This window comes from Mesorhizobium sp. M0522 (genome assembly GCF_040321085.1).
Taxonomy (GTDB): domain Bacteria; phylum Pseudomonadota; class Alphaproteobacteria; order Rhizobiales; family Rhizobiaceae; genus Mesorhizobium.
Genome location: NZ_JAMYQW010000025.1, coordinates 79,105 through 102,982, shown reverse-complemented (window position 1 = coordinate 102,982; position 23,878 = coordinate 79,105). Strand labels below are relative to the sequence as shown.

Sequence of the window (23,878 nt, the reverse complement as noted above, 5' to 3'; positions counted from 1 at the left end):
TGTGGTGCTGGGTCTTTTTTTATATGGTGAGTCGGGGGCTGTGAGCCCTGGTTGGTCGCGGGTTCCGAGCGCCTGGGCCGCCCAACCACTGGTGGATCACTCGAAGTCCTTGACGTTCTGCAGCGTCACCAGTCCGGCGCCGGTATCCACATTGGCGTCGACGGATTCGCCACGGATGGCCTTGACGACAGTGTCGATGCCAAGCTCACCCATTTTCGCGGGAAATTGAGCTACGCTGGCGTCCTCCGCTCCCGACTTGATCGCTTCGATCTCTCCGCAGCAGGCGTCGAAGCCGACCACTATGAGGTTGTCGTTGGCAATACCGGCATTGCTGATCGACTTGACGGCGCCAGGGATCGGCGGGCCGCAGGCCGAGTAGATTGCCTTGAGATCGGGATTGGCGGTCAGGATGTCTTCGGTCACTGACGTACCAAGCTCCAGCGTGCAGTTGGTTGCACCTTTGCCCACGACATCGACCTTGACGTCGCCCAGTCCCTCCATCATGCCCGTGACCCGGTCGTCCAGAGCCGGCACGCCGGGAACGCCTTGCAGGATACCGATCTTGTCACCGCTCTTGAGCACCGTCTTGAGGTATTCTCCGGCGATCTTGCCGCCATTGAGGTTGTTGGTCGATACCAACGCAGTCTGGCCTTTCCAGTTGGGGATGCTGTTGTCGACGAGAACCACCTTAATGCCGGCGGCCACCGCCTTGTCGAGCGCCGGCGCGACCGTCGGGTCGACCGGGGTGATTGCAAGCCCCTTGACGCCCTGCGTGATCATGGATTCGATCAGAGCGATCTGGCCTTCAATGTCGGTAGCCGCCTGGCCCTGGCCTGTGACCAGTTCGATCTCCGGATGAGCGGCCGCATATTTCTTGGCAGCGTCCTCCAGGGTCGAGTAGAACGGCACCGGGAATTTCGTAATCAGGCCGACCTTGATCTTGTCTGCGGCCGAAGCCGGCACGGAAAACGCAACGGCGATCGCCAGCCCTGCGAACAGTTTTCGGTTCATTGGCATTTTATTCCTCCCTTGGAATTGAAACGCCTCCCGGCGGGAGACGCTTCAGGCATTTGCGGACCGGAAAGGTCCCCAAATTTCGAACGGGTCAGGCTCCAACGATCATGGAAACCAGCTCCTGTTTGTTGTCCTTGGTCGGCACCAGTTCGCCGACCCTGCGGCCCTGGCGAAGCACCACCGCGCGATCGGCGAGTTCGACGACGTGTTCCATGTTGTGAGTGATCAGGATGACGGCATTGCCCTGGTCGCGGAGCGCAGCAACCAGATTGAGCACCTGGCGTGATTCACGCAGGCCGAGTGCGGCGGTCGGCTCATCCAGAATGACAACCTTGCGGGCGAACACGGTCGAGCGGGCCACGGCAACGGCTTGTCTTTGTCCACCCGACATCATGGCGACGACGGCATCCAGCCGCGGCAACGTGACCTTGAGATTCACCAACAGAGCGCGGGTCTCGGCGTCCATTCGGCGCTGCTGTAGAAATCGCAGGCCGCGCGGAAGCCATTGCGGGCCAGCTAACTCGCGACCGGCAAAGAAGTTCTGTCCCGGTGTCAGATTGTCGAACAGCGCCAGGTCCTGATAGACGGTCTCGATGCCGGCGAAGCGCGCATCCGCAGGGGAGCGTATCTGCGTTGGCGCACCATCCAAAAAGATCGCGCCGGCATCGAGTTGGTGCACCCCGCTGATGCATTTGGTTAGCGTCGATTTGCCCGCGCCATTGTCGCCGAGCAGGCCGACGATCTCGCCTCGCCGCACCTCGATGCTAACATCGTCCAGCGCCAGAACTGAACCGAAACGCTTGGTAGCACCGAGTACCGCCAGCACGGGATTGTCCGCGGTGACCGCATGATCGGCGTTGGCCGCAACGGCGCTCATGACTGCCTCCCGGCTTGCAGGACACGCACACGCCCTTCGAGGTAATTGCGCAGCACGTCGGACTCGACCGCTATGACGATGACCACGCCGATGACGATGAGCTGGAAAAAGACATTGACGTTGAGCAGGTTGAGCGCGTTGCGGATAACGCCGATCATGATGGCGCCGATCAAGGCATGGCCGAGGTGGCCCCGACCACCAAGAAAACTGGCGCCGCCAATGATCACCGCCGCGATCGTATCCAGTTCCAGCAGATTGCCGAACAACGGCGAACCGGCGTCCGTGCGGCCGGCAAGGATGACTGAACCGATGCCGGCGCACAGCCCTGAGATGACATAGACCGAAACCAGGACCCAGGACACGGGAATACCCATGCGCAATGCGGCGTCGGGCCGGCCGCCAACGGCATAAATCCAGCGCCCCCAGACCATGGTTTTAGCCATGACGAAAAGCATCGCGGCAACACCGGCAACAACGAAAACTGATCCAGGCAGACCCCAGACCGAGTCGCGGCCAAGCGCATCGATCGAATCCGGCATGCCAGGGATGGCGCGGCCATCGGCCAGTTGCAGCGCCAATCCCTTGGCGATGCTCAATGTTGCCAGCGTGATGATGAAAGGATGCGGCAGTCGGCCGAAGACATAGAAGAGCCCGTTGATGGCGCCGACCGTGGCGCCGCAGCCAACCATCACCGCGATCACAACGGTGGCGGGGGCGCCGGCATGAAAGCTCAGCGCGCCGACGACGGAAGCCAGTGCAAGGTTCGAACCGACGGAGAGATCGATGCCGCGTGTCAGGATGACCAGATGCTGACCCATCGCGACAACCGAGATAACGGCGGTCTGGCCAGGATGTTGCCGAGATTGCGACCTGTCAGGAAATAGGGCGACAGAAAGCTGAGGACGGCGATCAGCAGCACCAGGATGACGACCGGACCAGCGATCAGCAGCATCAGGCCGAGCGCAAGGCCGGGGACGGCGTCTGGCTTCCTGGATGCTGGCAAAGTGGCCTCGCCGACAGTCGTGCCGCTGTTTCCCGTTTCAGGCAAATTCCCCTCCCCGCCGCAGCTTGTGCGAGCCACATCGTCAAACACTCAATTCGTGCCTCTTCTTATCGATAAAAAACAACCGACCGAGGCGGGTCAAGTTGTTTTTTATGGATAAAGTTCATGCTAAAAAGGACAAGGTATTGTTCCAAAGGAAAATCCGATGAGAACCGACACCGTCTACAAGAGGCCTTCAATCGAGCTGCAAATATGCTGCACGACGGGCAACTGGCCGGTGAACTTCCTTCCGAAAATGAGCTTAGACGGCGAATGTGCGTCAGCCGCACAACCGTCCGAAAGGTTTTGCGAGAACTTGTTAACCGCGAACTTGTCACCGAGCGCAACGGCCTCAGGTCGACGGGCCGCCAGGTCAGCGACAACGACTACTATCCGGACGCCGAAACCACGCCTCGCGCCAAGCATGTCGAACAACAGTTCATGGAGTGGATGCTGCGGGGTGACACCAGGCCCGGAACCAGCATCAATGAGCTTGAGCTTGCACGCCAATTCGGTGTTGCGACCAATGGAATTCGCGAATTCCTGATCCGCTTCAGCCGGTTTGGACTGATCGAGAAAAGGCCGAATACAGGCTGGCTTTTCAAGGGTTTCACCGAAGACTTTGCACTTGAGCTCTTCGAGATCCGGGTGATGTTCGAACTGCGTTCGGCACAACTGTTTTCACTGCAGCCGGACAGTTCTCCGCTATGGTCGAAACTCGCCGCGCTCAAGATGGCGCATGCCGACCTGCTGGAGCGAATTGAAGGCCGTTTTCACGACTTCTCCGGCTTGGACAACCGGTTTCACCGGCTCATAAACGAGGCCTCACCGAACCGCTTCATCGATGATTTCTACGACATCATCACGTTCATTTTCCACTATCACTATCAGTGGAACAAGCAGGACGAAAAGCAGCGCAACCTTGCCGCAATCCACGAACACATTGCCTATATCGATGCGCTTGAGAGCCGCAACTCCACTCGGATTCAGGTGGCCTGCCGAGCGCATCTGGCCTCAGCGAGGGAAACACTGATGCGTTCGCTTACGGCATTTGATGAAACGAGCATCAATGCATAACGAAAGACCTCCGCCCATGGGAGGCAAACTCAGCGTGATGCAGGCGTTTTATGATCCGGGCCGAACTGGCGGTGACAAGTTCCCCTTCCAGAAGGGAACCGACGCACCCCTTTGAGATGCGTCGGAAGAAGGTCTAAGCGTGGCGGATTTCGGTTCCCAGCACCTTCAGGCATTCGCGGATGAACGCTGCAAGGGCCGTCCAGCCCTTTGCCGAAACCATCGTGCCATCCACATATGCCTCCGTTGGAGACAGGTCGATATAGGTGCCGCCCGCAAGCGTCACTTCGGGCTCGCAAGCCGCCAGTGCGCCGACCTTCTTGCCACGCACGACGCCGTCCACCGCAATCAGGATCTGCACGCCGTGGCAGATCGTGAAGATCGGCTTCTTGGTTTCGTGGAAGTGGCGCACCATCGCCTGCACGCGCTTGTCGGTGCGGATGTATTCGGGGCCACGACCGCCGGCGCAGTAAACGGCGTGGTATTGCTCCAGCTGCTTCTCAGCGTCGGAGAAGGTCTTGTTGATCAGCGCATAGTGGCCGAGCTTTTCGGTGTAGGTTTGATCGCCCTCGAAATCGTGCAGCGATGTTTTGATCAGGTCTCCGGCGCTTTTGTCTGGGCACACGACGTGCACGGTGTGGCCCACCGCTTCCATCGCCTGCTGGTAGACGAAGATTTCGTATTCCTCGGTGAATTCACCGGTCAGCATCAGGATCTTTTTGCCTGGCATGGTACTTCCTTTCCTGTGACAACGGCCGGGCGAGACCTGGACTCGCCTGGCAGGTTTGAGTTTCTAGAAGGGTGAATCGGGGAAGTAGTCTTCGTTGGCTCTGGCCTGCGTGATGACCGTCAACGGCGGGTACGGGGACATCGGGACAGTCTCAGTCGAACGCCAACAACAAACGGTCGCGGGAATGCTCGATATGGCGACGCATCGCCTGCTCGGCAGCGGCAGGATCGGCCGCAGCGAAAGCGGCCAGGATGGCCTCATGCTCGTCAAGCGCCTCCTCGGTGACGCGCGAATGGAACATCAGGCGGAATATGTGGAAGTGGGTATGCTGGTGCGCCAGTGTCTCGCGCGCGAGTTCGTTGTTGGCGAATTCCATAACCTTGTCATGGAAAATGGCATCCTGGCGGGCGAAGTTGGAATACCGCAGGCGCTCGTCCTTGCCCTCACGGCGCGCCATGACGCCGGCCGATGTCTGAAGCTGTGCGAGCTTTACCTCGTCCATGAGCACCGCTGCCTTGGCTGCACCATGAGGCTCGAGCAGCAGGCGAAGCTCGTAGAGTTCATCGAACCGTCGTTTCGTAATCTGCGGCGCAGCGCGGTAACCGATCAGATGCGTCTTCAGCACCAGGCCTTCGCCTTCGAGCCGGCCGAGCGCCTCGCGGATCGGCGTGTGGGATACGTTGAATTCCTTGACCAGGCTGTCGACGGTGATGCGCGAGCCCGGCGCAATCTTCAGGGACATGAGTTGCGCAAAGATCACTTCGTAGACGTCCTCAACCAGGCTGCTGGAGCGCTGGATACGCCCGCCGGCGAGGTTCGCTTCGTCTAGACTGGGTAAGTTCATGGCGTGCATGTTTTGCCTCTTGACACATTGAGTTGCTAACACGATGCTCCGGCCAACGCAATCCTATATCCTATACGATTTTATAGAGGATATCATTTGCGGCAGCTAGGAGACAAAGCAATCGAATTTGCAGTGGCCCTGCTGGAACAGCGTGCCGCCCTGGCAGCCCGTGCTTCCTCACCTGCTGAACGGACCGCCAGCGTTGCGGGCGATGGTTCGGCACGTCGATACGCAAACGCGTTGCGAGACGGGTTTTACATCGAACCCGGCCTTTGGGCCGAGTTGAACACCATCTCGCATTCCAATCCAGACATCATCACAGGATGCAGGTCATGAGCCTTTTCGCTGCCCTAAGGCTGCCGCGCGAAATCCTCTTCGGGAAGGGCCAACGCCACGTCATTCCGGTTGTCGCGGCGAGGCTCGGGCGTCGCGCACTCGTCTGCACCGATGAACGTTTTGCCGCAACGGGCCCGTTCGCAGAGATTGTCACTGGGCTGCGAGCCGCCTCGATAGACGTACTGGTGCATGATCGTGTGCTGCCCGACGTTCCTCGGGACACCGTTGCCGTCTGCGTCGAGGAAGCACGGAAGTTCGCGCCCGACGTGGTGATCGGCATTGGCGGCGGCAGTTGTCTCGATATGGCGAAATGCGCCGCGTTGCTCATCAGTCACGGCGGTCAGCTCCAGGATTACTACGGCGAGTTCAAGGTGCCCGGCCCGACGCTGCCGCTGATCGCGGTGCCGACGACAGCCGGCACCGGCTCTGAAGTCACCCCGGTTGCCGTGATCTCGGATCCGGATCGCACGCTGAAGGTCGGCATCTCCAGCCCGTATCTGATCGCGGCCGCGGCTATCTGCGACCCTGAACTGACGATGACATGCCCGCCGGGATTGACGGCGATCGCAGGCGCCGACGCGCTGACGCACGCGATCGAGGCCTTCACCGCCGCCAGGCGTGGGACCGATCCCGGCCTTCCGCAGAAACATGTCTTTATCGGCAAAACCGCTTTGACCGATCATTTCGCCCTGCTGGCGATCAAGCTGCTTGGCCGAAGCCTTGAAACGGCATACCGCCAGCCCTCCGACGAGGACGCCCGGGCCGACGTCATGATGGGTGCACTTGCAGCCGGCTGCGCGTTCGGAACGGCCGGCACAGCGGCAGCGCACGCCGTGCAATATCCGGTTGGCGCGATAACCCACACCGCTCACGGATTGGGTGTCGCCACCATGTTGCCGTATGTCATGAAGTACAACAAAACAGCCGCAGCGACCGAGATGGCCGAGATCGCCAACGCGCTCTGCCTCGATGGAAAAGGCCGGACGCCCGAAGAGCTGGCCGACGCGACCATTGGCGAGGTCAGTCGGCTGTTTGGGGCAATCGGGATCACCCCCTCGTTGGCCGAGCTGGGGCTGCCTGCTGACAAGCTCGATTGGACGGCGGAACAAGCGATCGGTATCGAGCGCCTCATCAAGAACAATCCGCGGCCATTCGATTTGGGATCCATGCGACGCCTGGTCCAGGCCGCCTTTGATGGCGACCTCGCCAGCTGCGTCATTTAAACAATCGGGAATATCGAGATGAACACGTTTTCACAGGTTCTGTCGGATGATCAGGGCGTCAGCGACTTCCACACAATTTCGCACGGGCTGTATATTGGCGGCCAATGGCGGCAGTCAGCGGATGGCAGGGTGATTCCGGTCGTCGATCCTTCGACCGAGGCTGTCATCGCCGCTGTGCCCGATGCGACCGTGAACGACGCGGCCGCTGCCGTTGACGCCGCTGCCAAGGCAGCCCATGGCTGGCGGACAACGTCGCCGCGAAAGCGTTCCGAGATCCTCAGACGCTGCTTTGAACTGATGACGGAACGATCCGAGGCGCTGGCGACTCTCATTGCGCTGGAGAACGGCAAGGCTCTGCGGGATGCCCGCGGCGAGATCGCTTACGCCGCGGAATTTTTCCGTTGGAATGCCGAGGAGGCGGTTCGCATTATCGGTGAATTCGGTACTGCGCCTTCCGGCACCAACCGCATTGTGGTCGACTACGAACCGATCGGCATCTGCGTCCTGATCACGCCCTGGAATTTTCCTGCCGCGATGGCGACGCGCAAGATCGCACCGGCACTTGCCGCTGGATGCACGGTGATCCTGAAGCCGGCCAGTGAGACCCCGCTTACCGCATACGCGCTGGCCGCGCTCTACCAGGACGCAGGCGTTCCACCAGGGGTGGTCAACGTCCTGACAACCTCCAGTCCCGGGCCTTTGACAGCCGCCATGCTGGCCGATCCGCGGGTGCGCAAACTCTCCTTCACCGGTTCGACGGGTGTGGGTCGCGCTCTGCTGGCAGAGGCTGCCAGGCATGTGATCTCATGTTCCATGGAACTCGGCGGCAACGCACCGTTCATTGTGTTCGACGACGCCGATCTCGAAGCGGCGCTCGATGGCGCAATGGTGGCCAAGATGCGCAACGCCGGCGAGGCCTGCACGGCCGCAAACCGCCTCTACGTCCAATCTGGCATCTACGAAGCCTTCTGCGAGGGCCTCGAGAAGCGAATGTCGTCGCTCAAGGTCGGCGCCGGCACCGACCCGGACACGGAATGCGGGCCTATGATCACGAAAAAGGCGATCGAGAAGATAGACCGCCTTGTCGTCGACGCGGTCACACGCGGCGCGCGGGTCTTGTGCGGCGGCTCAGTCCTGTCCGGACGTGGTTTCTTCTACCCTCCGACAGTGCTTCGCGACGTGCCAGGCGACGCAAAGATGGCGCATGAGGAGATATTCGGGCCGGTGGCGCCAATCTCCAGCTTCGAAACGGAGGCCGAGGTCATCGGGCGCGCCAATGACACCGAATATGGGCTTGCTGCCTACATCTACACGCGCGATCTGGCGCGCGGCATGCGGGTGGCCTCGCGGATCGAGGCCGGGATGATTGCTCTCAACCGCGGGCTGATGTCCGATCCGGCAGCCCCCTTCGGCGGCGTCAAGCAGAGCGGGCTCGGCCGCGAGGGAGGGCAGCATCACGGCATTGCGGAATTCATGGAGGCGAAATACCTCGCCATCAGCATGTGAGCAGAAGAATGCAAGGCGATCCCTTTCGCATCCGCGACCACGTCGCGGATTTTGACGAAATCGTGCAGGACTTCGTTGATCGCAGCGAGGTCGCCCGCGCCACCATTGCGATGACCGCTGACGTGGCCTACGGACCGGATCCGACCGAGACCATGGACCTGTTCTTTCCCGCGGGCAAAAGAACGGCGCTTCCGGTGCACATCTTTGTCCACGGCGGCTACTGGAGAATGTTCTCCAAGCGCGACTATTCATATATGGCGACGACGATTACCCGGGCCGGGGCCATTGCCGTCATCCTTGATTATGCTCTGATGCCCAAGGTCCGAATGGCGAGGATCGTCGACCAGGTGCGCCGGGCCAAGCAGTGGGTCCTGGCCAACATCGCCGATCATGGCGGAAGCCCGGCGGCCCTGACCGTCAGTGGCCATTCGGCTGGAGCCCATCTTGCAACGTTCCTGTTCGATGGGGCGCACACCCCCTCGAATGTAAGGGCAGCCCTTCTGTTGAGCGGGCTCTACGATTTGAAGCCGCTCCAGGATTCCTTTCTCGCCAACGAGATTGGAATAACCGACGAGGAAGTCGCCATGTTCACGCCGCTCGCCTGTCGGCATGATCCTCAAACCAAGGCGGCGGTTCTGGTCGGAGCCAATGAGACGCCACCCTTCCATCAGCAAGCCGATCGATTCAAGGCAAGCTTGCTGCGGCAGGGATCGTTGGTAACGTCGCATGTGCTCCCGAACCGCAACCACATGGACAGTGTCAGAGATCTCGGCGTGCCGGGGACCGGGGCTGCCGATTGCCTGGCAAAACTGATCGCCAAGGCCTGCTGACTAACTCGGGTTCTCCAGGCGATTTGTTTTGCGCCACTCCTCGTACTCCCCGCGGGCATCGTCATGCAGCGGATAGTAACGTTGCAACGGGCCGCCCTCCATGAGCTTCACTCGTGAGAATTCCTCCCAATCATGATGCTTTTGTGATTCTTCGATCACCTTCGGGGCCATCACGACGGGAAGCACCACCACCCCGTCGTCGTCGGCGACAATGATATCGCCGGGGATCACCGTGACACCGCCGCAGGCAATCGGAACGTTGACGGCATTGGGATAGATGCTGGTCTGCACATGATAGTTTGGCGTCCAGCCGCGCAGCCATATGGGCAGATCGAGCTTTTCGACATTGGGCCGGTCGCGCATGCACCCGTCGATGACGATACCCGCCCCGCCCCTGCCCTTGAAATACGTCGACATCATATCGCCGAAGACGCCCGAGCTCATATCGCCGCGCGCGTCGACCACGACCACATCGCCCTCCTGCGCGTGATAGAGCACGTGCCGGTGCAGCTGTGTCTCCGGATCGGCATATTCTCCTTCGGTGAAGAGGTCCGGCCGCTGCGGCAGGAACTGCAGCGTCAGCGCCGGCCCGACGATCGACTTCCCGTGGTTTTGCGCCACGGGACCGACCATGTGCGGATTGCGGAAGCCCATGTGGCCAAGCGTGCCGGCTACCGTCGCGGCGCCGATCTCCCTTAGCGCGTCGATCAGGTCTTTAGGCGGCCGCATGATGTCGGAAGTATGCGTCATTGTGGACTCCGATTGAATGGAACTACCAGTTCGTAACAGAACCATCGCGGCGCTTAAGGTGAGGCGCTTCCCAGAAACGCAAACTCTGCGCCTGGACCGCAACTTCGTTGACCTCGACGCCGAGTCCCGGCAGATCGCCGACCGGGTAATCGGTCCCGTCGAGCCGTGGTTGCACGGGGAAGAAGTCGGAATTGTCGAAGCCCAGCTTTGTTTCGGGTGCCCTGGTCTCGAGCCACGCGAAGTTGGGTACCGCGGCAGCGAGATGCACGGTCGCGGCCGTGCACACTGGGCCAAGCGGATTGTGCGGCATCAGGTCCACATAATGCGCCTCGCTCCAGCCAGCGATTTTCATCGCCTCGGTGAGCCCGCCGACATTGCAAACATCGATCCGGTTGAACTGATGGATGCCGCGCTCGATGTAGGGCAGGAACTGCCACTTGCTGGCAAATTCCTCGCCTATGGCAAAGGGGATTTCGGTCATCGTGCGCAGCGATTCATAGGCCTCCGGCGTCTCGGCCCGTATCGGCTCCTCGAGGAAATCAAGCACGCCGCGACCGAGCTTGTTGCAGAAGCTCGCGGCCTCTGCCACCGACAGCCGATGATGATAGTCGAGGCCGAGGACCACGTCGTCGCCCAGCGCCTCGCGCGCCTTGTTCAGCATACCCGCGGTAGCGCCGATGGACTCGCGCGGCTCGAAGATGTCCTTGCTGTTTTGCCCGAAGGGGAAGAAGCGGATCGCCTGCCACCCCTGCGCGCGAAGTTCGCGGGCCCGTTCGATGGCAACGTCGCCCTCGGCCTCGTCGCCGGTCGAGGCAAAGGTGGGAATGCGGTCGCGCTGCTTGCCGCCCAGCAGCTCGTAGACCGGCACGCCCAGCGCCTTGCCCTTGATGTCATGAAGGGCGATGTCGATGGCGGAAATCGCCGCCTGAAGGACTCGCCCGCCTTCGAAGTACTGGCTGCGGTAAATCTCCTGCCAGATCCGCCCGATCTGCATCGGGTCGCGGCCGATGAGAAACTCGCGATAGTGCTCGACCGCGCCGGCCACGGCCCTCTCGCGACCGCTCAAGCCGCTCTCGCCCCAGCCGAAGATGCCCTGGTCGGTCTCGACCTTGACGAGCAGCTGGTTGCGCGTTCCTACCCACACCGGATAGGGCTTGATCGCGGTGATCTTAAGCTTCTCAGTCATCCACGCCCACGTTTCACGCGCATTCGCCCTATCTCAGTTGGCCTTGAGGGCCATTTCAGTTTCGCCATCGAACAGATGCATCCGCTCCTGGTCGAACTCGAGCCAGATCTGCTCGTCGGGCGCGACGGCAATGTTCGGCGGCACGCTGACGTTGACGATGGCGCCGGACAGGAACGCCTGAACGAAGGTGACGTCGCCGGTCGGCTCCACCGTATAGGCCTTGGCCGGGACGCTGCCTGGCACCGCACTCTTGTGGAGCTTGATCGTCGAGTGACGTGCGCCGAGCACGACTTTCCGGGTCGTCGCTTTCGCGACCTTCTGGGCATTGCGCGGCGAGAGCTCAAGGCGCCAGCCCTCGGCGCCGGTCAACACCGTGTTGCCGTTTGCCATCGATGCCTGCAGCGGAATAAGGCTCATCGCCGGGCTGCCGATGAAGCTGGCCACGAACATGTTTACCGGATGGGCAAAGACCTGCGCCGGTGAATCGTATTGCTGCAGGTAGCCGCCATTCATCACCGCCATCTTGTCAGCCATGGTCACGGCTTCGAGCTGGTCGTGCGTCACATAGATGATCGTCGCCTTGAGGTCCTGGTGGAAACGCTTGATCTCCGACCGCATCTGCACGCGCAGTTTGGCATCGAGGTTGGACAGTGGCTCGTCCATGAGGAACACTGCGGGGTCGCGAACGAGGGCACGGCCAAGAGCCACACGCTGCTGCTGCCCGCCCGAAAGTTCGCGCGGCTTGCGCTCGAGCAGGTGCGTCATGTCGAGCACTCGCGCCGCTTCCTTGACCTTCTTGTCGATCTCGTCCCTGGGGAGTTTGCGCATCTGAAGCGGGAACGCCAGGTTCTTGTAGACCGATTTCTGCGGGTACAGCGCGTAGTTCTGGAACACCATTGCGATGTCCCGGTCCTTGGGGTCGAGGTCGTTGACCACGCGCTCGCCGATGATGATGTCGCCCGATGTGATCGGGGTCAGCCCAGCGACGAGATTGAGCGTGGTTGTCTTGCCGCAGCCTGAAGGGCCGACGAGCGCAACGAACTCGCCGTCATTGACCGTCAGCGAAACGTGGTTGACAGCTTTGAAGCTGCCATAGCTCTTGACGAGATCTTGGAGGACCACGTGGGCCATCGGCAACTCCCTAGTGCTTGACCGCGCCTTCCGTAAGGGCGCGTACAAAGTATCGTTGCAGGACCAGGAACAACACCACGACGGGCACACTCATTATGAAGCTGGCCGCCATCAGGCCCGGAAAGTCCGTCGTATTTTCCGAGAAGAAGCGTTGGATGCCGACCGGCAGGGTCAACTGCTCGTTCTTGGAGAGGAAGGTGTAGGCGTAGATGTACTCGTTCCACGCGCCGATGAAGGAATAGATTGCGGTGGCGATGATCCCCGGAGTCGAGAGCGGCATCACGATCATGATGAAGGCCTGGAACCGTGTTGCGCCATCGATGCGCGCCGCCTGCTCAAGCTGCACCGGGATATTGTCGTAAAAGCCCTTGAGCAGCCAGATCGCCAGCGGCAGGCCAAAGGTGAGATAGGTGAGTATCAGTGAGCCATGCGTGTTTATCAGACCGATCGCGCGCATCAGGATGAAGAGTGGCACGAGAAAGATCACCGCCGGGAACATATTGCGCAGCAGCACGGCAAAGAACAGGAAATTCCGGCCGGGGAAACTGAAGCGCGAAAACGCGTAGGCCGCTGGGACAGCCACGATCACCGAAAGGATTGTCGTGACGGTCGACACGAAAAGGCTGTTCCAGAAGAAGCGGAGGAAGTCCTGGCCGACGCTGTTCTGCGGATCGAGCAGTTTCTGATAGCTGGCGAGGGTAGGTTCGTCCGGCCACCATTGCGGCGGGAATTGCGTCGCCGCGAATCCGGACTTGATCGAGGTGATCAGCATCCAGATCATCGGCAACGCGGTATAAAGCAGCATGAACACGAGGAATATGCGCCCGGCCCACCGCCATCCGTCGACGCGCATGCGGCGACGGGTCTGGGCTCGAGGGGCTGTCTCGGCAATCGTGCTCATGCGCTCCCCTCTTTCGGCTCGTTGCCGCTTAACGCACGGACGTAGAAGTAGCCCAGCGTCATCAGCGTGAGGAACAGGAGCACCGAATAAGCCGATGCCACCCCCCAGCGCTGCCGTCCGAAGGCGAGCTCATAAATGTGGGTTATCCAGATATGCGATGCGTTCGACGGCCCGCCGCCGGTCATGATCCAGGGGATGATGAAGGAATTGAAGTTGGCCACCGCGAGCAGCAGCATCGTCACCACCGAGACGTTGCGCAAGTGCGGGAAGGTGACGTGCCAAAAGCGCTGCCATGCATTGGCACCATCGACTTTTGCGGCGCGTAGCAATTGGTCGGGGACTGTCTGCAGGCCGGCCATCATCATGATCATGGCAAACGGAAACTCGCGCCAGATATTGACGACGATCAGGGAGGGCAGCACCGTGCTGACATTGTCGATGAAATTCGGCGGCTGGTCGGCCAATCCGAGGCCGACCAGCACCGCGCCGATGATCCCGAAGTCCGAATGGTAGATCCACTTCCAGATATAGGAGGCGGCCACTGCGCTGATGACCCAAGGGATGATCAGGATAGCGCGCAAGACACCACGGCCGATGAAGTCGCGGTGGAGCGCCAGCGCCGTTGCAAACCCCAGGACAAAGGAGATGAAAGTGGACCCCAGCGTCCAGATCAGTGTGTTCCAGGTGACCTTCCAGAACACCTGACTGGTGAGGATCGTCGTGTAGTTGTCGAAGCCGATGAAGGTCTTGTCGCGGAGCTGCAGACCAGGCGGTGTCTTAAAGAACGACAGCTCGACCGTGTAGTAGATCGGATAGGCGATGACGATGAGCATCACGGCGATCGCCGGGAGCACATACGCGTAGTCCGCGCGATGCTCCCAGATCTTCCGCAGCGTGCCGGACCAACCGGGTTGCAATCTTCGGCGAGCCTCGGCCTTGCCGGTCACGATCGTCACTTGTGGCGTGCCCTTATTCTTCGGAACGAGGCGGCTGCGCCAGCGGCGCAGCCGGTCAGGTCGTAGGTCAGGCTTGGACTAGAGTCCGCCCATCACGTCTTTTACCTTCTTGGCCGCGTCCTCCGCTGCCTCGTCGACGGTCATCGCTCCGGTCAGGGCATTCTGCAGCATGTCCGGGATGATGATGTTCATGATCTCGGGGGCCTGCGGCAGCGCTGGGAACGGAATGCCGTATGGCAGCATCGAGGTCGTGACATCCAGGAACTTGATGTTGTCCAGACGTTCCTTCATCCACTTGGTTTTGAAGCCGTTAAGGTTGCCTGGGTTTGATCCGGCGTAGGCCATCTTCAGCGACCACTCAGGGCTCGTCCACATGCAGATGATAGCCTTTGCAGCAGGCTCGTCTACCTTGCCGCCCTCGACATATTCGGGCTTCAGGATGTGAATGTTAGAGCCGCCGAACACGACGGCGCGCTTGCCGTCGGGGCCAGTTGGAATCAGGCCGTAGCGCATGTTGTCGATGACCGTCTGCGCCTTGTCCTTGTCGGTGCCCGTCGCCTTTTTCTGCAGGTCGAGCATGACGTTGTAATCGGACGGGTGCGAGATCATCATGCCGAGCTGGCCGGCGACGAACAGGGGCTGGTTATCGGCCTGCTGGTTGGTGAGCGCCGAAACCGGAACCGACTTGTCGCGAACATACATGTCGTAGGAGGCTTGCAGCGCCGCCTTGCTCTGCGGGCTATCGAGCTGGACCTGCTCATAGGTCGGATTCGCGGTGGCTTCGTCGAAGACGCCGCCGCCATAGGCCCACAGCTGTGGCATGAAACGGTACGGCGTATTGCCGGCATTCTTGCGCGCCACGAGGCCGTAGCCGGCAATGCCGAGCTTGTCGTGGATCTGCTTGGAATATTTGACGACATCTTCCCAGGTTGCCGGAGCCTTGTCCGGATCGAGGCCCGCACGCTTGAAGATGTCGGCGTTCCAGATGAACGCCATCGTCTCGTTGTTGGTCGGAATGCCGTAGGTCACGCCCTCCCAGGTCACGGCCTTCATGGCGCCGGGCCAGAAATCCTCGGTCGAATACCCCACATCCTCTGGCTTGAGCGGCTGCAGATAGCCCTTTGAGGCGAACTCGGTACCACCCAGGATTTGCAGGCGGACCGCCATCGGCGCGGCATTGCCCAGGAGCGCCGTGCGGAACTTGTCGAGAAGGTCGTTATAGGTGAGGGCTTGTTCCTCGAGCTGGATGTTCGGATATGTCTTGCGGAAGGTCTCGAAGAAATCCTTGTAGTACTGGCGCAGGAGGTCGGGGTCGCCCTCGAACACGCCCTGATACCAGAAAGTCAGTCGCCCCTTGTAGTCGAGCGGGGTAACCTTGGCGCAATCGGCAGCCGTGTCAAAATCCTGTGTGCCCGCAATCGAGCGCACATATTCCGGCGACCACTTGCTCAGGTCGACCGGTGGCGCACCCAGCGCCGAAGTAGACGTCAGGGATGCCATCAAAGCAGTGGCGACAGTGCCGCGCAGGACGGCACTGCCGAGCGCAATTCTCGTCATAGGTATCCTCCCTGGTTCTCCCATGCCGCCCTAAAGCGGTCCTTGCTCGTTTCGATCGCGAGGATGCCTCTTTCAGCTTAGTGTATCCTCTCGATCGCTTGGTACGTTTTCAGATCATGGATTGCCTGTCAACGCGCCAGATCGTACATTGTTTGCGAAAGCCGTGTGTGATATCGGACAAGGTATGTATTAAATGGGGAGCCGGCCTTGGCCGAAATAAGCGATTTCAAAGCGATGCCACCGGTGGGGACCGATCCCATCGGGGCCTCCAGCGAGGGCGCCTCGCTTTATGAATTGATCCGGGAAGACATCATCGAGGGACGGCTCGCCGCCAACGAACGGCTTGTCGTCACCGATCTCGCCCGGCGTCACGGCACTTCGACCAATCCTGTGCGCGAGGCCCTGCAGTTGTTGCGCGGCGAAGGGTTTGTCACCTTTGTCGCCAACCGCGGGGCGCGCGTCCGACCCATTGATCAGGATTTTGTCCGGGATATCTACGAGATCGGTGTTCTGATCGAGCCAGCCCTGACACGATGGTTTGTGAATATGGCTACCGGCGAGGACATCGCCGAACTCGAACGTCTCCAAGGCCTGATCGAAGAGAACAATTTCGCCGACACATTCAGGCATAGTGAGCTGGATACCGCTTTCCACACCGTGATGTACCAGCGGCACTACAACCGCCACGCCGCCGAGCTTTGGTGGAAGCATCGCGAAGTGCTGCGAGCCGTGAGCCGTCGTTTCAATTTCACGCTGGCGCGACGTGCCGCGATCATGCGCGAGCACCGCGAACTCATCGCGCTTGTGAAGGCGGGAGAGGCCGACAAGGCGGCCGAACTCGTTTCCCGCCATGTCGAGGGTTCGGGCCGGCATATTCTCGAACAGATGCGAGCGCGCAACGCCGCTCGGGCCGGATAGAATGTCCAGTCCAGAACATCGTTAGCTGACCATTTTCAGGCAAAGGTAGTTGAGATGAAAATCACGAGCATTCGGCCGTGGCTGATCAAGTCCGATGCTTCTTACTGGGGAGAGTTCCTGTTCGTTGAAGTGACGACCGACGAGGGTGTGAGTGGCTGGGGAGAGATCACCACCACGACAAGGCTCGCCAACCGCGCTCTCTGCACGATCCTGCGGCAGATCGGCGTCGCCGTGACAGGCGAGGATCCGGCGCGTATCGAGCATCTCTGGCACAAGATCTTCCGCAGCTTCACCTACATGGGAAGCCGCGGCGCCGCCGTCGAATGCGTGAGCGCCATCGATATTGCCCTCTGGGACATCCGGGGCAAAGTCCTCGGCAAGCCGATTTACGAGCTACTTGGCGGGCCGGTACGCGATGAAATCGCGCTCTACACCCATCCCAACCAGGCCAAATTCACCAGCAAGGAGGCTGTGGTCCGCGAAATTCTAGACGTTGTCGAGTCCGGACACACTGCGCTCAAGTTCGATCCCTACCCCCACCAGGGCCGCAGCGCCGATGGCCTGCCCCGCGAACAGCGAGACGGCTACCTCGATGGCAGCATGACCCGCAAGGACGAGCGCGAAGCCGCCGAACTCACGGCTCTGATCCGCGAAACGGCAGGACCCGATGTCGACATTCTCATCGATGCGCACGGCCGCTTCGATGTCCCCACCGCCATTCGCCTGTGTCGGAGCCTCGAGGAGGCCGGCCAGATCGACTGGTTTGAGGAGCCCTGCCCGCCCGAGAGCCTTAACGCCCTCAAGCAGGTGCGTGAGAAGGTCAATACCGCCATCTCGTGGGGCGAGCGCGGCCACACGAAGTGGGATTTCGTGCCGGTACTCGAGAACAGGCTCGCCGACTACATCATGCCCGACGTTACCTGGACCGGCGGCATTACCGAACTCAAGAAGATTTCTGCGCTGTGCGAAGCCTACTACGTGCCGGTCTCGCCACATGACGCCGCGGGACCGATCAACGTGGTTGCGGGAGCGCAGGTGATGATGACCGTTCCCAACTTCTACAAACTCGAAACATCGGAATGGAACCTGGGCAAATACGATCACCTGATCGACAGACCACTCGACGTTTCGAACGGCAGCCTCAAGCTGACGTCGAAGCCTGGTCTCGGTATTGAGATGGACCGCGACTACTTGCAGGCCCACGAGATTGAGCTGGGCTAGCAACACTCTATGCCGGCCCAGGGTGCGGGACGACAAGCCGAAAACGAGGATAAGTCATGGCAAAGACAGGTGGCGCCGACGAAGCGCTCAATCGGGTAAACGCGAACTCCAAGCCATCCCAGCTTCGTATCACCGACATGCGGGTAGCCGAAATCGTCGGCGCGCCGTTCACCTCGACCCTGCTCAAGATTTACACCAACCAGGGCATCGTCGGGCTTGGCGAGGTGCGCGACGGCGCCAGTGCCACCTACGCGCTGATGCTGAAGAGCCGGCTGCTTGGCGAGAACCCTTGCGACATCGACCGCCTGTTTCGCCGGATCAAGCAGTTCGGTGGCCATGGCCGGCAAGGCGGCGGCGTCTCGGCGGTCGAGATCGCGTTGTGGGATCTCGCCGGCAAGGCCTATGGCGTTCCCATCTACCAGATGCTCGGCGGCCGGTTTCGGGAGAAGGTGCGCGTCTATTGCGACACCGACGCTACCGTGCCGAGCGGCACCGAGACCGGCAAGCGCCTCAAGCAGCGCATGGCGCTCGGCTTCACCTTCCTCAAGATGGATCTGGGGCTGATGCAGATCGCGGATGTACCCGGTGCGGTCGTCTCCCCTGCCGGTTCACTTGAAGGGTACCGCATCCATCCCGGCCGCGGCCCGGTCAAGACCATGGAGGAGCGGCGCGCCCGCAATGCCGCTTACGATTTGCATAACGTCCCCCATCCGTTTACCGGCCTCCACTTTTCCGACAAGGGCCTCGACCTGCTTGAACAGTACATTGCCGAGGTTCGCGATGTTATCGGCATGGATATTCCGCTCGCCATTGACCATGTCGGCCACATCTCGCTGCAGGACGGCATTCGGCTCGCCAGGCGGATTGAAAAATACGTGCCGGCCTGGCTCGAGGATGTGATCCCATGGCAGTACACCGAGCAGTTCCGGCAACTGCAGGCCGCCACGACGGTGCCGATCTGCACCGGCGAGGACATCTACCTTAAGGAAGGCTTCGAGCCTCTGCTCAAGAGCGGCGGCCTCTCCATTATCCACCCGGACCTGCTCACCAGCGGGGGCATCCTCGAGACCAAGAAGATCGGCGACATGGCCCAGGACCACGGCGTCGCAATGGCCATCCATATGGCCGAAAGTCCAATCGCCGCAATGGCCGCGGCACATGTCGCGACCGCGACCGAAAACTTCATGGCGCTCGAATACCACTCTGCCGATGTCGACTGGTGGGACGATATCGTCGCCGGCGTTTCCAAGCCGCTCGTGGAGGACGGCTTTATCACTGTTCCGGACAGACCGGGTCTGGGGATTGACGACGTCGTCGACGAGGTGATCTCGAAGCATCTGCAGCCGGGTGTCACCGGCATCTGGCAGCCTACGGATCATTGGGACAACGAGTATTCCTGGGACCGCACCTGGAGCTGAGGCGAAAAGAACCGAAGATGAAGATCACCGACCTCCGCTGCGCCGTGATCGGCAAACATCCCATCGTCCGCATCGTTACCGACGAGGGCCTCTATGGCCTTGGCGAAGTCGAGTTCACCAAGACCTACCTCAAACCCTGGGTGCTGCATTTCCGCGAGGCGCTGATCGGCGAGGACCCGACCGACGTCGAGCGGGTGATGCTGAAGATCCGCCAACGCGGCTCTTTCAAGCCCTATGGCGCGGCGGTAAGCGCTATCGAGCATGCGCTGTGGGACATTGCCGGCAAGGCTGCAGGCGTGCCGGCCTACAAACTGCTCGGCGGCAAGGTGCGCGACAAGGTGCGCGTCTATAACGGCTCGATCCGCCAGAAGCGAACGGGGGACCGGCCGGAGGATTACGCCGCTGACGTGAAATGGATGATGGAGCAGCCGCAGAATTTCTTCATGATCAAGCAAGGGATCTCGTTCCACTCCAACATGAAGGACACCATCGAGGACTTCCATTACGGCGTGACGCAGAAGAAGGCCGGCTACCACGGTGCCATGGATCAGGGCGTCATCAGCGAGCGCGGTTTCAACCACATGCTCGACTGCGTGATCGCGATGAAGGAAGTGCTGGGCGACAAGGTCAGCCTGGCGCTCGACTGCGGCCCGGGCTGGATGCTGTCCGATGCGATCAAGTTCGCTCGCGCGGTCGAGAAGTACAATTTGATGTGGCTCGAGGACATGCTGACCGGCGACTATGTGCCGTGGGTCAATCCGCAGGCCTATCGGGAGCTGACCACCGCCACCTCGACGCCAATTCATACCGGCGAGCAGATATACCTGCGGCACAATTTCAAGGAGCTGATCGAAACGCAGGCGGTGCGGGTCATCGGCCCCGATCCGGCCGATATTGGCGGCATTGCCGAGCTCAAATGGGTCGCCGAGCACGCCTGTATGCACTCGATCCTGATGGCACCGCACGGCACCGCGAACGGCCTTCTCGGCCTCGGCGCGCTGATCAATGTCTGCGCCACCCTGCCCGCCAACTTCATTGCCTTCGAATACCCGAGCGCCTCCGACCCCTGGTGGGAGGACCTCGTAATCGGCCTGCCGTCGCAGATCGTGAAGGACAGCATGGTGGACTTGCTGGAAGCGCCGGGGCTGGGCCTCGACATCGACGCCGAAGCAGCCAGGAAGTATCTCCGGGAAGAGGATGCAGGCTTCTTCGACTGAACCATCCTTCTTGCGCCACCCAGCACCACGCGGACCGCTTCACGCAACCTGTCATCCGGAATGACCGGTTCGTGATCTCTACCTCACCCCATGCGCCCATCCCGCGCAGCGGGTCGTCTAATCGCTCGACCGTCAAGGGGTGAGTGCAAGGCGGCCGTCCTTTTTGCCGATGCTCGTTCGCATGCCGGGTACAGGGTCGTCTACGCGGTCGATGCAAAGCTGATCGCCGCAGGATGAGTTTCGCTGGTGAGATCTTCCTATGTTCGTTACGCACTCTGCTAAGGAGGCAGTTGCTTCGGTTGCTTCCCGCTTCGCGGAATGATCTCAGCCACGTCCCGGCAGGGACGGCTCGGTGCGTCCTGGAAGAACGCTATCGGTTGAGTGAAGAAATCGTCGCAGGCATATGCAGATCAGGCGGCGGCGGGTATTCCTCCGTGCGGATCGAATAGCTCGCCGTCCGGAGCATCGCATGCATGATCACTGCCAGCTTGCGCGCCAGGGCCACGGCCGCTCGCTTGAAGCCGAGCCGTTCTTTGAGCTCCAACGCCCAGGTTCGCAGGGTGCTGGTATCCGTCGACCGGTTCAGAATGACCGCGGCCGCCTCGTATAGCAGTCCGCGCAACTGATTGTCGCCACGGCGCGAGATATGGCCGTCATGATCGACCTCGCCGGACTGGTAGCGCCTTGGCGTCAGGCCCACCCATGCGCCCACGGAGCGAGAGTTCCTGAAGTTCGCCGGATCCTCCACGGCTGCTGCAAAGGCGGTGGCTGTGACGGTGCCTACACCGGGCACTGACATGAGCAGTCGGCAGTGCTGGTCGTTATGCGCCATCGCGGCCAACTGCTTGGTCAGCTCTGCTGTCTGGTGTCGGATATCACTCCAGGCCCGAAGCATTGGCACGACGATCCGCGCCAGCTTTTCCTCGCCCTGCAGAAAGTTGCGAACGTTGCGCTCGAACACGCTGCCGGCCCCTTTGGGCACAACAAGGCCGAACGTCTTCATCAATCCGCGGATCTGGTTGGATATCTGCAAACGCATCTTGAGAAGCTGGCGCCGCGCGGTGATCAGAGTGCGAATCAACATGCTGTCAAAACCTTTGACCCGAACCTCTCGGTAGAAGCCGACCTCGGCCAGATGTGCCAGGCCATCGTGGATGCCGCCGCGATCCCCTGCGCGGGATACACGGCCTACCAGGCACTGTTCGCAAGGCACGGCTCGCGGCGGGTCAGGCCATCCTAATCCAGGGCGCCAATGGCGGTGTCGGCGGGTTCGCTGTCCAGCTTGCGCGCCAGGCTGGAGCCAGGATTGTCGCGCTTGCCAAGCCCGAGCACCACGATGCGGTTCGCAAGCTCGGCGCCGAAATCGTCTTCGACTATCGGGACGCCGATCTGGTGGCCAAGGTTCGGGCTGAAGCGGAAGGCAGCTACAGCATCGACATCATGCTTGAGGTGGCCAATCCCGGCGACGCGCTCAAGTCTTTGGGCTTCATCCACTACAACGGCCAACTCCTGTCGATCGATCCGCTGCCGGTCATGGCGAATGTGCCGCCATATACGCGGCATCCGTGCACGAGGTGGCGTTGGGCGGCGCGTATTTCTCCGGTCATCTGCCGACCCAGCGTGATTTCAAGACGATTGGCGATGAGCTGATGAGGCGGCTTGCGGCCGGTCAACTCGATCCGATGGTTGAGGAAGTGATCGACTTCGCTGCCATACCCGACGCGCTTGGACGCCTTCGCCGCCGCGAAGTGTCAGGCAAGATCGTCGCACGTATGCCCGTCGCCTGAAGCCAAGCTCGAAGGGAGGATTTCCATGACATCTATAAGCATTTCATCAATGGGCGTTTCGTCGAAGATGCCGATGCGGCGAGCCGAATCGAGGTTTTCAATCCAGCAACCGAGGAGCGGATTGCCGACATCCCCCACGCGTCGGCCGCAACTGTCGATGAGGTTGCAGCAGCCCGCAAGGCGCAGCCAGCATGGGCGGCACTGCCGCCAATCGAGCGCGCCGGATATGTGAAGGCGATTGCGGCAAATATCCGTGACAATGCCGAGTCCCTGACCGAAATCATCTTCAGGGAGCAGGGCAAGATCCGCGATCTCGCGCTCGGTGAGGTGCTCGGCATCCGTCAATAGAACGAGCCTTCGCCGGGGACGGCGAGAACACCGGTCCCCGCCCGCCGTTCTCGTCCTCGTCGATCAGACAGGCAGTGGTTGCCTGGCAAAGCGTCCCAACTTCATCACCAGGATCGGCTTCTTGAGGGTCGTGACATCGAGCAAGGGATTGCCATCGACCGCGATGATGTCGACGGCCTTGCCCACCTCGATGCTGCCTGTTTCCGATGCGAGGTCGAGCGCTTCGGCAGCTACGATCGTTCGTGCGAGCAGCGCCTCGTGCTTGCTCATGCCCCACTCGACCGCGAGCCGGAATTCCGTCGCCGCCTCATGCAACGGATGTGTCGGCCCACCAATCAGATCGGTACCGAGCGCGTACCGCACGCCGGCCGCGAGACCCAGCGAAAATCGCGCTGCATTGCCGCCCAGTGGCGCTCGTAAACCTCCCGCTCCCACTGCGGGTAGTGATAGGCATCATAGGCCGCGCGATGGAAATACAGTTGCGAGATCGTGGAGACGACGATCGTCCCCTTTGCCACCAGCAGTGCCCGTGTCTCCGGCGATATGCCGTAGCCATGCTCGATGACATCGATCCCGCCTTCAAGCGCCAGCCTGACGGGCGCCTCGCCAATGGCATGAGCGCTGACATAGAGCTGGTTGCGATGGGCTTCGTCAACGGCCTCGGTCACTTCCTCCAGGCTGTAGGCTGCGACCTGACGCAGCGGATCGTCGCCCCAGGCGTGATAGCGGTCGTGGGATTTTTGGAACGGCTGGCCAAGCTGTCGGAAGAAATGGTGGCCAAGCATGGCAAGGATTTCAGCATGGCGCGCTGGTGCTCGCCGCGCGCTGGATCGCCGAAAACCGCGTCGGCCAGTTGAAGACCAACTAGACCAACGACTGACCAGCCGGTCGGTGATATATTGTCTAGGAGGTCAAAACGCCCAAGAGCTGATCCCGACACACACCGACACTCTCAAACAACTAGGCCCGCAGTTTCCTTGGCCACCGTGGACCTACTTATTTCAAGATGAGC

The 23,878-nt window shown here is 60.9% G+C and carries 25 protein-coding genes and 1 pseudogene; 11 read left to right on the top strand and 15 right to left on the bottom strand.

The window, feature by feature from the left end:
- Window positions 1–96 precede the first annotated feature (96 nt).
- The 4 genes from NKI58_RS23955 to NKI58_RS23940 form a co-directional block, all read right to left on the bottom strand.
- Window positions 97–1,011 (bottom strand): sugar ABC transporter substrate-binding protein, encoded by a 915-nt coding sequence (locus tag NKI58_RS23955; RefSeq protein ID WP_352595588.1) that lies wholly within the window; start codon window positions 1,009–1,011, stop codon window positions 97–99.
- 94 nt (window positions 1,012–1,105) lie between these two features.
- Entirely contained in the window at window positions 1,106–1,891 is a 786-nt protein-coding gene (locus tag NKI58_RS23950) for an ATP-binding cassette domain-containing protein (RefSeq protein ID WP_352595587.1), read from the bottom strand.
- Window positions 1,888–2,709 (bottom strand): ABC transporter permease, encoded by an 822-nt coding sequence (locus NKI58_RS23945; RefSeq protein ID WP_352595585.1) that lies wholly within the window; start codon window positions 2,707–2,709, stop codon window positions 1,888–1,890. The genes NKI58_RS23950 and NKI58_RS23945 overlap by 4 nt, the downstream gene beginning before the upstream one ends.
- On the bottom strand, window positions 2,685–2,939 hold the full coding sequence (locus NKI58_RS23940) for a hypothetical protein (RefSeq protein ID WP_352595583.1): 255 nt from the start codon (window positions 2,937–2,939) through the stop codon (window positions 2,685–2,687). Before NKI58_RS23940 ends, NKI58_RS23945 begins: the two co-directional genes overlap by 25 nt.
- Before the next feature lie 120 nt (window positions 2,940–3,059).
- On the opposite strand from NKI58_RS23940, the gene NKI58_RS23935 reads away from it, so the two are divergent.
- On the top strand, window positions 3,060–4,010 hold the full coding sequence (locus tag NKI58_RS23935; protein WP_502897025.1) for a GntR family transcriptional regulator: 951 nt from the start codon (window positions 3,060–3,062) through the stop codon (window positions 4,008–4,010).
- 133 nt (window positions 4,011–4,143) lie between these two features.
- Here NKI58_RS23935 and NKI58_RS23930 read toward each other — a convergent pair whose 3' ends face one another.
- Both NKI58_RS23930 and NKI58_RS23925 read right to left on the bottom strand, forming a co-directional pair.
- Complete coding sequence (locus NKI58_RS23930; protein ID WP_352493019.1) at window positions 4,144–4,737, bottom strand: DJ-1/PfpI family protein; 594 nt, start codon at window positions 4,735–4,737, stop codon at window positions 4,144–4,146.
- A 151-nt stretch (window positions 4,738–4,888) separates the two neighbouring features.
- Window positions 4,889–5,581: a GntR family transcriptional regulator gene (locus NKI58_RS23925; RefSeq protein WP_352595591.1), complete on the bottom strand. Its 693-nt coding sequence runs from the start codon at window positions 5,579–5,581 to the stop codon at window positions 4,889–4,891.
- A gap of 332 nt (window positions 5,582–5,913) precedes the next feature.
- On the opposite strand from NKI58_RS23925, the gene NKI58_RS23920 reads away from it, so the two are divergent.
- From NKI58_RS23920 to NKI58_RS23910, 3 genes are read left to right on the top strand one after another with little or no spacing between them, the layout of a single operon-like run.
- Window positions 5,914–7,140 carry an iron-containing alcohol dehydrogenase gene (locus NKI58_RS23920; protein WP_352786147.1) on the top strand — a complete coding sequence of 409 codons (1,227 nt, stop codon included), beginning with the start codon at window positions 5,914–5,916 and terminating at the stop codon, window positions 7,138–7,140.
- Window positions 7,141–7,158: 18 nt separating this feature from the next.
- On the top strand, window positions 7,159–8,646 hold the full coding sequence (locus NKI58_RS23915; RefSeq protein ID WP_352708019.1) for an NAD-dependent succinate-semialdehyde dehydrogenase: 1,488 nt from the start codon (window positions 7,159–7,161) through the stop codon (window positions 8,644–8,646).
- Window positions 8,647–8,654: 8 nt separating this feature from the next.
- Complete coding sequence (locus NKI58_RS23910) at window positions 8,655–9,476, top strand: alpha/beta hydrolase (RefSeq protein ID WP_352708021.1); 822 nt, start codon at window positions 8,655–8,657, stop codon at window positions 9,474–9,476.
- Here NKI58_RS23910 and NKI58_RS23905 read toward each other — a convergent pair whose 3' ends face one another.
- From NKI58_RS23905 to NKI58_RS23880, 6 genes are all read right to left on the bottom strand, one after another.
- On the bottom strand, window positions 9,477–10,226 hold the full coding sequence (locus tag NKI58_RS23905; protein ID WP_352786146.1) for a ribonuclease activity regulator RraA: 750 nt from the start codon (window positions 10,224–10,226) through the stop codon (window positions 9,477–9,479).
- Between the two features lie 22 nt (window positions 10,227–10,248).
- Window positions 10,249–11,412, bottom strand: a complete 1,164-nt coding sequence (locus NKI58_RS23900; RefSeq protein WP_352708024.1) for a mandelate racemase/muconate lactonizing enzyme family protein — start codon at window positions 11,410–11,412, stop codon at window positions 10,249–10,251.
- Between the two features lie 33 nt (window positions 11,413–11,445).
- Complete coding sequence (locus NKI58_RS23895) at window positions 11,446–12,543, bottom strand: ABC transporter ATP-binding protein (protein WP_352708025.1); 1,098 nt, start codon at window positions 12,541–12,543, stop codon at window positions 11,446–11,448.
- Between the two features lie 10 nt (window positions 12,544–12,553).
- Window positions 12,554–13,444 (bottom strand): carbohydrate ABC transporter permease, encoded by an 891-nt coding sequence (locus NKI58_RS23890; RefSeq protein ID WP_352708026.1) that lies wholly within the window; start codon window positions 13,442–13,444, stop codon window positions 12,554–12,556.
- Window positions 13,441–14,400 (bottom strand): carbohydrate ABC transporter permease, encoded by a 960-nt coding sequence (locus tag NKI58_RS23885; RefSeq protein WP_352786143.1) that lies wholly within the window; start codon window positions 14,398–14,400, stop codon window positions 13,441–13,443. The genes NKI58_RS23890 and NKI58_RS23885 overlap by 4 nt, the downstream gene beginning before the upstream one ends.
- A 78-nt stretch (window positions 14,401–14,478) precedes the next feature.
- Window positions 14,479–15,957, bottom strand: a complete 1,479-nt coding sequence (locus NKI58_RS23880; RefSeq protein WP_352708028.1) for an ABC transporter substrate-binding protein — start codon at window positions 15,955–15,957, stop codon at window positions 14,479–14,481.
- 207 nt (window positions 15,958–16,164) lie between these two features.
- On the opposite strand from NKI58_RS23880, the gene NKI58_RS23875 reads away from it, so the two are divergent.
- Genes NKI58_RS23875 through NKI58_RS23860 form a run of 4 tightly spaced genes read left to right on the top strand, consistent with a single transcriptional unit; the run spans window position 16,165 to window position 20,731 of the window.
- Window positions 16,165–16,875 carry a GntR family transcriptional regulator gene (locus NKI58_RS23875; RefSeq protein WP_023679253.1) on the top strand — a complete coding sequence of 237 codons (711 nt, stop codon included), beginning with the start codon at window positions 16,165–16,167 and terminating at the stop codon, window positions 16,873–16,875.
- Between the two features lie 54 nt (window positions 16,876–16,929).
- Window positions 16,930–18,096, top strand: coding sequence for a mandelate racemase/muconate lactonizing enzyme family protein (locus tag NKI58_RS23870; protein ID WP_352786140.1), 1,167 nt, complete (start codon window positions 16,930–16,932; stop codon window positions 18,094–18,096).
- 56 nt (window positions 18,097–18,152) lie between these two features.
- The gene (locus tag NKI58_RS23865) at window positions 18,153–19,514 is read left to right on the top strand and encodes a mandelate racemase/muconate lactonizing enzyme family protein (protein ID WP_352853781.1); all 1,362 of its coding nucleotides are present in this window, start codon (window positions 18,153–18,155) and stop codon (window positions 19,512–19,514) included.
- Between the two features lie 17 nt (window positions 19,515–19,531).
- On the top strand, window positions 19,532–20,731 hold the full coding sequence (locus tag NKI58_RS23860) for a mandelate racemase/muconate lactonizing enzyme family protein (protein WP_352786136.1): 1,200 nt from the start codon (window positions 19,532–19,534) through the stop codon (window positions 20,729–20,731).
- 370 nt (window positions 20,732–21,101) lie between these two features.
- Here the strand turns inward: NKI58_RS23860 and NKI58_RS23855 are convergent.
- Window positions 21,102–21,881 (bottom strand): annotated as a pseudogene (locus NKI58_RS23855) (IS110 family RNA-guided transposase); the annotation flags it as partial.
- On the opposite strand from NKI58_RS23855, the gene NKI58_RS23850 reads away from it, so the two are divergent.
- From NKI58_RS23850 to NKI58_RS23840, 3 genes are read left to right on the top strand one after another with little or no spacing between them, the layout of a single operon-like run.
- On the top strand, window positions 21,869–22,381 hold the full coding sequence (locus NKI58_RS23850) for a zinc-binding dehydrogenase (protein ID WP_352708033.1): 513 nt from the start codon (window positions 21,869–21,871) through the stop codon (window positions 22,379–22,381). The pseudogene NKI58_RS23855 and the gene NKI58_RS23850 sit on opposite strands and share 13 nt — an antisense overlap.
- Window positions 22,312–22,518 (top strand): zinc-binding dehydrogenase, encoded by a 207-nt coding sequence (locus NKI58_RS23845; RefSeq protein WP_352623754.1) that lies wholly within the window; start codon window positions 22,312–22,314, stop codon window positions 22,516–22,518. Before NKI58_RS23850 ends, NKI58_RS23845 begins: the two co-directional genes overlap by 70 nt.
- Window positions 22,519–22,548: 30 nt before the next feature.
- Window positions 22,549–22,866 carry an aldehyde dehydrogenase family protein gene (locus tag NKI58_RS23840; protein ID WP_352786250.1) on the top strand — a complete coding sequence of 106 codons (318 nt, stop codon included), beginning with the start codon at window positions 22,549–22,551 and terminating at the stop codon, window positions 22,864–22,866.
- Between the two features lie 63 nt (window positions 22,867–22,929).
- Here NKI58_RS23840 and NKI58_RS23835 read toward each other — a convergent pair whose 3' ends face one another.
- Entirely contained in the window at window positions 22,930–23,229 is a 300-nt protein-coding gene (locus NKI58_RS23835; RefSeq protein WP_352786133.1) for an amidohydrolase family protein, read from the bottom strand.
- The gene (locus tag NKI58_RS23830; RefSeq protein WP_352786131.1) at window positions 23,202–23,651 is read right to left on the bottom strand and encodes an amidohydrolase family protein; all 450 of its coding nucleotides are present in this window, start codon (window positions 23,649–23,651) and stop codon (window positions 23,202–23,204) included. Before NKI58_RS23830 ends, NKI58_RS23835 begins: the two co-directional genes overlap by 28 nt.
- Window positions 23,652–23,878 lie beyond the last annotated feature (227 nt).